Here is a 12,425-nt window from a genome sequence, read left to right on the forward strand (position 1 = left end):
TTACATCTGGGAAAGGGGTTTTGCCGCGCGTTCACCGCGTTTGTGTATCAGGCCCGCGTTATCAAACAGCCAGTACAGCAGCTTCGCCAGCAACAAGCAGAAGCCGAAGATGACGAGGAAAAACACCACGCGAGACACGAAAGCATCCAGCCCTTCACGAGCCAGCACAATCATGTTGAAAATCGCGCCAAAGCAGAAACTGTACAGGATTGCGGCCTTATAGCGGTTCGTTTCCCGGTTGCCCAGAGTATACAACCAGTCAAACCATTTAATGATGAGCCCCACCGTCACCGCACCGAGCGGGATAAAGGCAACACCGCCCATCACCACCAGAGAGCCGATCAACGTTGGCGAGATAGCAAGGCCAGAGTGGTTGTTCAGAACTTCCCAGGTAAAGTAATTGGCCGTATTCAACACAATATTCGGACGCGTTGGCCACAGCCAGGACGGAATAAAGACATAGAAGTCGCGCACGATGGGCGCCAACCCCTGAAAGGCAATTTTGTCGTAGTTTTGCAGCAGCAGCGACAAGTTTTCCCAAGGTGAAAAGGTGTCACGGGTCAGGTACAGGAACGTATAAAACGCTTCATCGCCACTGACATTCAGTCCGTAACGCTTGATCGCCAACCAGAACATACCAACGATGCCAAACACACCTGCAGCGGCCAGCATCCACAACGAGATCCACCCACGAATAATGCCGATAAACAAAAAGATCGCGAACGCGATAATGATATTGGCGCGGGTTCCGCCAACAATCATATAGGTCAGCAAACCAAAAGCGACCGTGCTGACGAGGAAGAAGAGCCATGCCTGCGCACTCTGCCGCAAAAAGTAGACCACCAGCATTGCGGGAATAAAGAAATAAAAGAAGCGCTTAAGTGCCACACCGGACACTTCACTGGAGAAGATCTGGCTATAGGATTGCAGGCGGAACAGCAAAAAGCCGTTATGCATAAAGAAGATGCTGACGCTGACCAGAGCGATGACCATTAACATCACCCATGTCAGATTCGCCTCAACCCGGTTAATGGTGAACAGCGGTCGACGCGATACCGGCGCAGTATGTTTGCGCAGCCGCGTTTTATACGTCACATAGTAAATTCCGTAGAAACAGGTTGCTGCAAGTAACGACTGCATCATCACGCCAGGCGGCGCAACCCCCACGTTAAAGCGGAACACCAGCACGCTGGTCAGCGGAAAGCCGAAGAAGAATGTCAGCAAAAAGAGCAGTGAAAAAAAGACGTTAAAGTTAAAACGCACGCGACGGAATTCAAACCAGGTTAACGTGGCGATAAACAGCGATGCCAGTAACCAGAGGATAAACAGTCCGCAGAATTCAAGTGGGCTCATCCGGCACTCCCCGCAGCTATGCGCAGTGCTTTATGCCACGGCGCGATAAAATTCGGGCTGAAAAAGGTAATGGCGTTTTTATCCACCGCCATCAATTGCCGCCGGGCTTCACGGACTACCGCCTCATTCAGGTTATCCGTGGTAAATAGCACGGGAATATCTTCCGCCACCATATCGCGCCAGAACGGGTTTTCCCTGTTCAGCACGCAGGGTACACCCGCCTGAATCAGCAGGCAGAGCGTACCGATCCCTTGCTGACGGGCAAAAATAAAGTATCCGAGATCGCACGTCCCCAGCAGAGCCAGATAGTCATCAAAGGCCATCTTCTCATTGAGGACGCGCAGATTATCCGCGCTGAATAAGGCCAGCCCCGCACGCCGCACCGTCTCAATATAAGCGTCGTTATTGTCCGGATACCCCATTGGCACGATGATTTTCACCGTATCGCCAAACTGGCGATGAATGGCATGCAGCACTGCCACATGTTCATTGCTTGGATCACCGGAATTGCCCACCAGAATCGTCAGTGGACCTTCATGCTGCAGTTCATGCGCCATGGCATTGAGCGCCGGATCCATGCGCGTCGGGAAATAGAGCAACTCTCCGCGCACGCCGGGATTACGCTGAGCAAACCACGCCAGATCGCCACGGGTCGCAAAAATAGTCCCAACACGGCGCTGCGCCAGCCGGCGCAGCGGATAAAAAAGGCGGAACTTAAGGCTGTGCGAAACTTCGTAAAGATCGGCACCCCAGGCATGCCAGTAGAACTGCTCACGCTTTATTGCGCCGGTTAATAAAGCCAGCCATATGTCGAAATTAAACTGCCCATGAAAAAAGAAACGCTGCTGACGTTGGGCTTTCGCTTTCGCGATCACCGCCCGCGCCAGCGCCTTCTTTCCGGGATAAAAATGCAATGTCAGGGCGGGATATTCCGTACCCTGACCTTCGTCACGCCCGACGATCATAAATTCACGGGCATATGCACCCGACGCCGCGAGCACATCATTAAAGAATCGCAGCACAGTCTGATTATGGTGTGGGATATCCGATCCCAGTACGTGAATGAGTGTAGTCATGACTTCTTACGCCAAATCAAAAACACGCCGCAACAGAGGGCGAAATAAATAACATACGTGGCCATATAGGCCTGCGCCGCACCAGCGGCACCGTGCGCGGGAATTAACCAGCGGGAAAACAGTGTCAGCAGGGTGAACTGACTTATTTCTGCCAGAATATAAAAACGTAACGAGGCTTTGGCGACCACCAGATAACCAAAGACGTAAGCGCCCACTTTCAATACATCGCCGATCAATTGCCAGGCAAAGAGGTCGCGCATGGCGGTAAACTTACTGGAAAACAGCAACCAGATAGCCACATCGCGTAGCAACCAGACGGCCAGGCTGACAGCCGCCACCGCAGGTAAAACGAAACGTAGCGACTTTACGATTTCGCGGGAGATCGCCTGCTTTGTCGCCAGGCGCGATAATGTCGGCAGCAAATAAACCGTAAACGACGCGGTAATGAATTGCAGGTAAGCATCGGAAATACTGCTTACCCCCTGCCAGATCCCCACTTCGTCCCAGCTATAATGCGCAGCCAGCTGGTTTCGCATCATCACGTAAGCCAACGGCATGGTAAATGACGTGATCAACGCCATCAGCGTAAATTTGCTTAACTGTCCCGCCAGCGCCGTATCCCACTGAGGTTTGAAAAAACCCAGCGGAACCGCACCGCGCCGAATGAGCAACGCTAACGCCGGGATCACCACCAACGCAGGCACCAATGCCAGCCCCAGCAATGCGCCCTGGTACCCTCCCAATTTGAAGCAGAGATACCATGCCAGTACACCAATGACGCTGCCGATAATTAATGACAGTGCATTACTCACCGCATCGCGGAACCCTTTCATTACCGCCAGTAGCAGGTTCGCCCATGCGATACCCAATTGCACTAGCGCCACCAGACGCACCAATCCCTGGTAATGAGTATGACCAAACAAACCCTGACTGACAGGCGCAGCGGCAAACAAAAAGATCAGCGCCAACAATGTAGAGAAACCGAGCACCATCGCCGATGATGTCCCGACCACCACGCGCAGACGCGCCGGGTCATCATGGTGCTGAGCCACCCATTTCGTCACCCCATTAAAAATCCCGGCGCCCGCGAGAACGCCGAGCACCGTGATGAGTTGACGAAAATTACCTGCCTGTCCAACACCGGATGGCCCAAAAGCCACCGCAAGAAGTTTGATCACCAGCAAGCCCGCGCCAATTTTCACCAGCGTACTGGCCGCCGTCCATACCGATGCTTTTGCCAGTGACATATCAGCTGAAATAGCTCAGAAGTGTGCTAATGACCGTGCGCTGGTTAACAGGCGACAGATTGTAGAACAGCGGCAAGCGAAGCAAACGCTCACTTTCTTGCGTGGTATAGCGATCTTCGCCGTGGAATTCGCCAAACTTTTCTCCTGCCGGAGAAGCATGGAGCGGGATGTAGTGAAATACGGCGAGGATCTCCGCTTCTTTCAGGAAAGCGATCAGCTTGCTGCGGTCAGCCTCATCGCGCAGTTTGATATAGAACATATGCGCATTGTGACCACAGTCTGCCGGAACCGAGGGCAACGCAATACGTCCGGCTCGCGCCAGCGGCGCCAATGCATCGTAATAGTTCTGCCACAGCGCCAGGCGCTGCTGATTGATGCGGTCAGCCGCTTCAAGTTGCGCCCACAAGTACGCGGCTTGTAGATCCGCCATCAGATAACTCGAACCAATATCCCGCCAGGTGTATTTATCCACCTGCCCACGGAAGAACTGGCTGCGGTTGGTGCCTTTTTCGCGAATGACCTCGGCACGTTCAACCAGCGCGCGGTCGTTAATCAGCGTTGCTCCACCTTCACCGCCTGCCGTGTAGTTTTTCGTTTCGTGAAAACTAAAACAGCCAATATGCCCGATCGTACCCAGCGCCCGGCCTTTGTAGGTCGACATCACGCCTTGAGCAGCATCTTCCACCACAAACAGATTATGGCGTTTCGCAATCGCCATAATGGTGTCCATTTCGCAGGCCACCCCGGCATAGTGCACCGGCACAATCACGCGGGTTTTGTCAGTAATCGCCGCTTCAATACAGGTTTCATCAATATTCAGGGTATCCGGGCGGATATCCACAAAGACAATTTTCGCCCCACGCAGCACAAAGGCGTTGGCGGTGGAGACGAAGGTATAACTCGGCATGATCACTTCATCGCCAGGCTGAATATTCAGCAACAGTGCCGCCATTTCCAGCGAGGCGGTGCAGGAAGGCGTCAGCAGCACTTTGGCACTGTGAAAACGCTGCTCCATCCACTGCTGGCAGCGGCGGGTAAAGCCGCCATCACCGCATAATTTACCGCTGCCCATCGCCGACTGCATGTAGTCGAGTTCCGTCCCCACGACCGGGGGTGCATTGAAGGGGATCATAACGTCACCTGTATAACCACAGAGCAGTGCTTTCCACATTCGCTCCGCTTTGAATATAGCGTTTAAGTGCGACGGTATTCCCAAGCTGGGTTGCCACTCGCACCTGCGTTAATTGCCGCTGCCGTGCCCAGTGGCTGGCAGCCTGCATTAATTTTTCGCCCATCCCACGACCAGCCAGTAAGCCAATCCGCGCCTCATGCTCGTTTAACTGCCGCAAAGAGACAAAGCCCGCGATTTCACCGCCCTCGCGGCGAAACAGCAGACATTGATGGTCAAACACACCTTTTACTGCGTTTTCAATCCACTGCGCGTAGAAACGCCCGCTGGCATCGGCCGGGTACCACGGGGCGCGAAAACGGCTCTGCACAAACGTCTCCGATGCCATTTGCCGCAGCACGGGGATATCGTCCACATTCGCCACTTCTGCATGGGGATCGCATCCCTGAACAGACACAGCTAATGACAGGTCGATTTCCCCTTCCACCAGTTGAAAACCGAATTGTTGCAGCGCATCGAGGGTATGCGTGTGCGACGCTGGCAATTTGACCTGGAGACGCGACCAGCCAGTGAAATCCGCGACGTTCAGCGCAGGCGCTTCAGGATGCAGACGCACGATAGCGCTGCGGATACCAAAAAATGCGCTTTCCCATGCCAGTTCTTCTACAGTGCCGTGAAGAGCCATCTCGTCTCCTTAGCGCATCAGCGCCAGACGCCTTTGGTGTCCACAATGTGACGCTGCGTGATGCAGCGGCCATCCAGCGCTTTAAATTCTTTGTGATCGACCAGCATGATCAGCACATCCGCCTGTGCCAGTGCCTCCTGCATGCTGACCAGTTTACTGATACCGGTCAGCGAGGCAGGAAGCTGATGGATATTCGGTTCAACCACCAGAGTTTCGCCACCGTGCCACTGCGCCACACTGTGTGTAATTTCCATCGCCGGACTTTCGCGCAGATCGTCAATGTTGGGTTTAAAGGCCAGCCCAAAACAGGCGATTTTCAGTTCGCTCGCGCGCTTATCGCTTGTGGTCAGACAGTCGGCAACGGTGGCTTTTACCTGATCCACTACCCAATGCGGCTTATGATCGTTCACCTCACGTGCGGTACGAATGAGTCGCGCCTGTTGCGGGTTCTGCGCCACAATAAACCACGGATCGACAGCGATGCAGTGACCGCCCACGCCAGGGCCTGGTTGCAGAATATTCACGCGCGGATGACGATTTGCCAGACGGATCAATTCCCAGACGTTAATGTTCTGGTCGGCACAGATCAGCGACAGCTCGTTGGCAAAAGCGATGTTGACGTCGCGAAAACTGTTTTCGGTGAGTTTGCACATTTCTGCGGTGCGGGAGTTGGTCACCACACATTCACCTTCAAGGAAAATGTTGTACAGCTCGCTGGCGCGCGCCGAGCACACCGGTGTCATGCCGCCAATTACTCGATCATTTTTAATCAGTTCAACCATAACTTGTCCCGGCAGCACACGCTCAGGGCAATAGGCGATATTGATGTCGGCCTTTTCCCCGACCTGCTGTGGGAAGGTAAGGTCCGGGCGGGCGGCCGCAAGCCAGGCGGCCATTTGCTCAGTCGCCCCGACCGGCGAGGTGGACTCAAGAATCACCAGTGCGCCTTTTTTTAACACCGGTGCAATGGATTTTGCCGCCGCTTCGACATAAACCATATCCGGCTCATGTTCACCTTTAAAGGGCGTGGGTACGGCAATCAGGTAGGCATCTGCTGTGACCGGCGTGGTGCTGGCGCGCAGATATCCGCCCTCTACCGCGGCTTTTACGACGTTATCCAGTTCCGGCTCGACAATATGGATCTCTCCGCGATTAATGGTTTCCACGGCGCGTGCGTTGATATCAACCCCGATGACCTGCTTTTTCCGGGAAGCAAACGCCGCTGCGGTAGGAAGGCCAATGTATCCGAGGCCAATGACGGAAATGGTTGTAAAGCTCATAGTGTTACCCGATTGTTTTTTAGTGCGTGCAAAATGCGACGACAAGCCTGCCCGTCGCCATACGGATTATGCGCACGACTCATGGTCTGCCAGGCATCGTTATCGTGAAGCAGGCGCGTAACCTCTTCGACAATGCGCTGGCGGTCCGTGCCGACCAGTTTCACCGTTCCGGCTTCGACCGCTTCGGGTCGTTCCGTGGTATCCCTCATCACCAGCACCGGTTTCCCCAGCGATGGCGCTTCTTCCTGAATCCCCCCCGAATCGGTGAGGATCAGCCATGCATGATTCATCAACCACAAGAACGGTAGATAGTCCTGCGGTTCGATCAGCGTGACGTTCTCAACCTGGCTGAGGATACGATTTACCGGCTCGCTGACATTCGGGTTCAGGTGTACCGGATAGACGATCTGCACATCGTTATGTTGTGCTGCAATATCCGCCAGCGCGTGGCAAATCTGTTCAAATCCGCGACCAAAACTCTCGCGACGATGACCCGTAACCAAAATGAGTTTTTTATTCTCGTCGAGAAACGGGTAGCGTGCCGCCAGCTCACCATGTAACGAAAGGTCTTTCAGTACGCTATCGCGCACCCAGAAAAGCGCGTCGATAACCGTATTACCGGTGACGAAAATACGGTTATCGGCAATATTTTCTTGCAGCAGGTTGTGGCGAGAATTCTCCGTCGGCGCAAAGTGATACATCGCCAGATGACCAGTCAACGTACGATTGGCTTCTTCCGGCCAGGGGGATGAAAGATCACCGGTACGCAGCCCGGCTTCCACGTGCCCAACCGGGATACGCTGGTAAAATGCAGCAAGGCTCGCCGAGATAGTGGTCGTGGTGTCGCCATGCACCAGCACCACATCCGGACGGAAAGACTCAAGAATAGGTTTCAGTCCTTCGAGGATACCGCAGGTGATTTCGGTTAGCCCCTGCCCAGGGCGCATAATATTCAGGTCGTAATCCGGGACAATTGAGAAGAGGTTCAACACCTGATCGAGCATCTCCCGATGCTGCGCAGTGACGCAAACTCTCGCCTCAAAGTCAGGATCCCTTGCCAGCGCATGTACCAGCGGAGCCATTTTGATGGCTTCTGGTCGCGTGCCAAATACGGTAAGTACTTTCACAACGATTCTCTTCGAGTAGATGATGAAGGCGCAAGGTGCCTTCATCGCAGACGGCGTTTAATCCGAACGGCGTCGCGTTAATGCAACCCCGGCTCCTGTTAACGCGCCAACAATTCCCCACATGATCATCATGAAGGCACGACGCGGGCTGTCGCGTTTTACCGGTTCTTCCGGCGTGCGCAAATAACGATAAGTCTGAAAACGAGGATCAAGTGTGGGGCCGACATTCAGCGTATTCAGCATGGCCCGGTTTTGATCATAGTCCAGATCGAATTGCGGCCCCACTGCTTGCAGGTTTTCCAGACGTGCCTTCAGCATTGGGCGGCCCAACATAAACAGTTCCGAATCAGGTAACTCATCCGGCGGAACCTCGGTTTCATTGCGAGAGATATTATTCTGCTCAGCCACTTTCAGCGCCTGTTCAACGTTATGCAGGCGCCGGTTAAAAATCGCTTTTGCCACCTCTTCCTGGCGTTTAACCTGCGCTTTCATCTGGATAGTCCGGGCCGCCCACGCACCTTTCAGCTCATCGTTTAAATGGCTGGCAGCACGCTGGCTGGCGAAAGCGACATACTGACGTAGCAAGTTATTCGCATCCGGCGCAGTTTCAGCAATAAGCTTCACATTGTCATTCAGGTTACGCGCCGCATCGCCAGGGGCGAACTGGATATTGTTTATCAGCTCATCCAGCATCGCTGCATCTTCTTTGCTATTCCCTACCTGGCGCTGCCTGAAATAATCTGTTTGTGACCAAAAATCGCGGCGTGTATCCCAGGAAGCAAGTTGCATAATGAACTCTTTATACGCCTCATCCATGACAGACGGTTGATCCGCTGATGCCAGGTTGGCCTTGACATCCAGATTGCGCAAAAACTGCTGCTGAGAGTAATACCCGCCGAGCATATTGACCGTCGGCCTGTCGGTGATTGCATTGGCGCTCCACTCCTGGGGCGCGAAAAATGTCCAGGCTAACGCGAACAATGCAAACAGCAGCGCTACCCCTCCAATCCACAATTTCCCCGCCCAAAGGGTACGAAACAAGCCCCGGATATCCAGTTCATTTTCCGTTTCTGTTGAAGTTGCTTCCGACGCTGGTTGAATCATCGCTTTCCCGGTTTTATTTGGTTAGTGTTGATTTTTGGTGTTTGTTACGGCGTATCCTGCGTTTTACCCGCTTGATAAAACGCGCCACTTTCCAGGCTCGCTTAATACAGTAGCCATACAATAAGAAAGCCAGCAAAAATAATGCCAACATTACCCATTCTGGAATGAAATGAAGGTACTCCGTCACCACGCCAATGGCCGCCAACAGCGCAGCCGCAAGAGTGATAAGCACAAACGCCTGACGGGAAGTGAAACCTGCTCGCATGATCAAATGGTGGATATGTTGACGGTCCGGTGAAAAAGGGCTCATGCCTTTACGCAGCCGACGATAGGTAATCGCCACCATATCCATCAGCGGAATGGCGATGATCCATAACGCAGTAACCGGGCTGATGGGGTGCGTCTTACCCTGGGTGGTTTCCAGTAAAATCCAAATGACAGTAAAACCGATCAACGTACTGCCAGCATCACCCATAAAAACTTTGTAGCGGCGGCCAAGGACACCGAGATTTAATAGAATATAAGGCACAATCGCCGCAATCATTGCGAAGCACCAAATCGCCAGGCTGAATTGTCCATCAAACCATAAAATGATGCCGATGGCGGCGAAGGAAACACACGATAACCCACCCAGCAGGCCATCAATGCCGTCCACCATATTAAAGGCGTTGATCGCGGCCCATACTGCAAACAAGGTAAGCAGATAACCAAATGGCCCTAGCACCATCTCCCAGGAACCGAAGATGAAACCAAGGCTGCTCAGATAGAGTTTGCCCACCATCATCATTACAACTGCGATCCCGGCCTGGATAGCCGCACGGATTTTAACGCTAATATCAAAGCGATCGTCCAGCGCGCCGACAAAGACCAGCACCCCTGCACAACTCAGGTAGAGCGCAGCGTGAGGGATATAATCGTTTGTAATAGCAAAAGTAAAGCAGATACCAGCGTAGACTGAAATTCCCCCTACCAGCGGAATCAGTCCCTGATGCCGTTTTCGGTAGTTAGGTTTGTCCACCAACCCCACATACTTCGCCATTTTCCTGGCGAAGAACAAGAAGGCGGTAGTGAACAAGAAGATACTGAATAATTCAGTAAACGCAGTGAGTAAATTCACAATGCATGCTCTCAGCGAATGTTGATCCCGGCAGTATAACGACGATGCCACGCTCCATAAAAGGAGAAAGCAGGTCATTCACAGACGTTATTGTTTGTTTTTCAGTCAAATGAGGAATTCATACGAAGAATATATCCTTTTGACGAGGTCTGTGTCGGACAATGCCTGTCCCAGTGCATATAGCGTATAGCCCATAAATGAAAAACGCCACGTAAAAACGTGGCGCATCTGGGGTTTATTTGTTCTAAGAGCGCTTCATCATGTCGAAGAACTCATCATTCGTCTTCGTCATCGCCAGCTTGTTAATGAGGAACTCCATCGCATCGATCTCACCCATCGGGTGAATGATTTTGCGCAGGATCCACATTTTCTGTAGCTCTTCCTGAGTGGTGAGCAGCTCTTCTTTACGCGTACCGGAACGGTTGTAATCAATGGCCGGGAAGACGCGTTTTTCAGCAATTTTACGGGAGAGATGCAGCTCCATGTTACCGGTGCCTTTAAACTCTTCGTAAATCACTTCGTCCATCTTCGAACCGGTATCGATCAGCGCCGTTGCGATGATGGTCAGGCTACCACCCTCTTCCACGTTACGCGCTGCACCGAAGAAACGCTTCGGACGATGCAGGGCGTTTGCATCCACACCACCGGTTAACACTTTGCCGGATGCCGGCACCACGGTGTTGTAAGCGCGCGCCAGACGGGTGATGGAGTCCAGCAGAATGATCACGTCTTTCTTATGCTCAACCAGGCGCTTGGCTTTTTCGATAACCATCTCAGCAACCTGCACGTGGCGGGAAGCTGGTTCGTCAAAGGTGGAGGCAACCACTTCACCTTTCACCAGACGTTGCATCTCGGTCACTTCTTCCGGACGTTCGTCAATCAGTAACACCATCAACACACAGTCTGGATGGTTGTACGCGATGCTCTGCGCGATATTCTGCAGCAGCATGGTTTTACCGGCTTTCGGCGGCGCAACAATCAGACCACGCTGACCGCGACCGATGGGTGACGCCAGGTCCAAAACGCGGGCGGTTAAGTCTTCGGTTGAGCCATTACCGCGTTCCATACGCAGACGCGAATTCGCATGCAGCGGCGTCAGGTTCTCGAACAGAATCTTGTTGCGCGCATTCTCCGGCTTATCGAAGTTCACCTCGTTGACTTTCAGCAGTGCAAAGTAACGTTCACCTTCTTTAGGTGGGCGAATCTTACCTGAAATGGTGTCACCGGTGCGGAGGTTGAAGCGGCGGATTTGGCTGGGAGAAACGTAGATGTCGTCAGGACCGGCGAGGTAGGAGCTGTCTGCGGAGCGGAGGAAACCAAATCCATCCTGCAGAATCTCCAGCACACCGTCGCCAAAGATATCTTCGCCACTCTTCGCGTGCTGCTTCAGGATGGCAAAAATGATGTCCTGTTTGCGCATACGGGCCAGGTTTTCCAGCCCCATATTTTCGCCGAGAGTGATCAGCTCAGAAACCGGCGTATTCTTTAATTCGGTAAGATTCATAATGGTGTGGGTTCTTAAACTCGGGGTAAATCTCGAACTTAATGTTGTGAATGGTATGGCAGGGTCATCCATGCCTGTTAACGGCCATCAACTCATGTCCGATCGGCGTCTGGTCACAGGAATGGACGCAGAACTGAAACGATAAGACGGAATGAGTGACAAGCCCGGAATCTGTCTACTTCTCTCGCGGCAATGCAGCTCTACGGGAAGTATCGGGGTAATGCAAGATTCAAACTACTAAGGTATGTTCAAAACGAAGTCAAAACAAAGTTAGCACGGCTGAAGCCGGGCGTCCAGCGATCCACATAAAATAGGAGTGCTGGCGCGCCGGCTGAGCCCGGATTATGCCAGGTTGGCGTCCAGGAACTCTTTCAGTTGGCCTTTAGACAAAGCACCGACTTTGGTTGCCGCCACTTCGCCGTTTTTGAACAGCAGAAGGGTTGGAATCCCGCGAATACCGTACTTCGGTGCGGTACCTGGATTCTGGTCAATGTTCAGCTTGGCAACGGTCAGTTTGCCTTCGTACTCAGTAGCGACTTCATCCAGAATCGGGGCGATCATTTTACACGGACCACACCACTCTGCCCAGAAATCGACGAGAACAAGCCCGTTTGCTTTGAGTACATCCGTGTCAAAACTATCGTCAGTCAGGTGAATAATTTTATCGCTCATATATAACTCCACAGGAATAAGCCTGGCGTGTTGGTGTAGCATAAAACAGCAACGTGTTGATGCCACAATAACCAACTAAAGGTTGACTTTATTTCACCGGATACGCTTTCGTAAAGCAATAGTAAGCTGAT

At 52.8% G+C, this 12,425-nt stretch carries 11 protein-coding genes; all 11 read right to left on the reverse strand.

Features of this window, described 5'->3' with window-relative positions:
• Positions 1–1,353 (reverse strand): ECA oligosaccharide polymerase, encoded by a 1,353-nt coding sequence (gene wzyE / locus O9K67_RS23695; protein ID WP_061499184.1) that lies wholly within the window; start codon positions 1,351–1,353, stop codon positions 1–3.
• Positions 1,350–2,429, reverse strand: a complete 1,080-nt coding sequence (locus tag O9K67_RS23700) for a TDP-N-acetylfucosamine:lipid II N-acetylfucosaminyltransferase (protein ID WP_061499187.1) — start codon at positions 2,427–2,429, stop codon at positions 1,350–1,352. The genes wzyE and O9K67_RS23700 overlap by 4 nt, the downstream gene beginning before the upstream one ends.
• Positions 2,426–3,676: a lipid III flippase WzxE gene (gene wzxE / locus O9K67_RS23705; RefSeq protein ID WP_061499189.1), complete on the reverse strand. Its 1,251-nt coding sequence runs from the start codon at positions 3,674–3,676 to the stop codon at positions 2,426–2,428. Before wzxE ends, O9K67_RS23700 begins: the two co-directional genes overlap by 4 nt.
• A gap of 1 nt (position 3,677) precedes the next feature.
• Positions 3,678–4,808, reverse strand: coding sequence for a dTDP-4-amino-4,6-dideoxygalactose transaminase (gene rffA, locus O9K67_RS23710; protein ID WP_061499192.1), 1,131 nt, complete (start codon positions 4,806–4,808; stop codon positions 3,678–3,680).
• A 4-nt stretch (positions 4,809–4,812) separates the two neighbouring features.
• Complete coding sequence (gene rffC / locus O9K67_RS23715; protein ID WP_061499194.1) at positions 4,813–5,490, reverse strand: dTDP-4-amino-4,6-dideoxy-D-galactose acyltransferase; 678 nt, start codon at positions 5,488–5,490, stop codon at positions 4,813–4,815.
• A 17-nt stretch (positions 5,491–5,507) separates the two neighbouring features.
• On the reverse strand, positions 5,508–6,770 hold the full coding sequence (gene wecC / locus O9K67_RS23720) for a UDP-N-acetyl-D-mannosamine dehydrogenase (RefSeq protein ID WP_061499198.1): 1,263 nt from the start codon (positions 6,768–6,770) through the stop codon (positions 5,508–5,510).
• Positions 6,767–7,897 carry a non-hydrolyzing UDP-N-acetylglucosamine 2-epimerase gene (gene wecB, locus O9K67_RS23725; protein ID WP_061499201.1) on the reverse strand — a complete coding sequence of 377 codons (1,131 nt, stop codon included), beginning with the start codon at positions 7,895–7,897 and terminating at the stop codon, positions 6,767–6,769. Before wecB ends, wecC begins: the two co-directional genes overlap by 4 nt.
• Positions 7,898–7,954: 57 nt before the next feature.
• A complete protein-coding gene (gene wzzE / locus O9K67_RS23730) occupies positions 7,955–9,001 on the reverse strand; it encodes an ECA polysaccharide chain length modulation protein (RefSeq protein ID WP_061499203.1) in 1,047 nt (348 codons plus the stop codon).
• A 13-nt stretch (positions 9,002–9,014) separates the two neighbouring features.
• On the reverse strand, positions 9,015–10,118 hold the full coding sequence (wecA, locus tag O9K67_RS23735) for a UDP-N-acetylglucosamine--undecaprenyl-phosphate N-acetylglucosaminephosphotransferase (protein WP_061499206.1): 1,104 nt from the start codon (positions 10,116–10,118) through the stop codon (positions 9,015–9,017).
• A gap of 244 nt (positions 10,119–10,362) precedes the next feature.
• The gene (gene rho, locus O9K67_RS23740) at positions 10,363–11,622 is read right to left on the reverse strand and encodes a transcription termination factor Rho (protein ID WP_004386383.1); all 1,260 of its coding nucleotides are present in this window, start codon (positions 11,620–11,622) and stop codon (positions 10,363–10,365) included.
• Between the two features lie 342 nt (positions 11,623–11,964).
• Positions 11,965–12,294, reverse strand: a complete 330-nt coding sequence (gene trxA / locus O9K67_RS23745; RefSeq protein WP_061499209.1) for a thioredoxin TrxA — start codon at positions 12,292–12,294, stop codon at positions 11,965–11,967.
• Between the last annotated feature and the right edge of the window lie 131 nt (positions 12,295–12,425).

It is taken from the genome of Kosakonia oryzendophytica (genome assembly GCF_027886705.1).
Lineage (GTDB): Bacteria > Pseudomonadota > Gammaproteobacteria > Enterobacterales > Enterobacteriaceae > Kosakonia > Kosakonia oryzendophytica.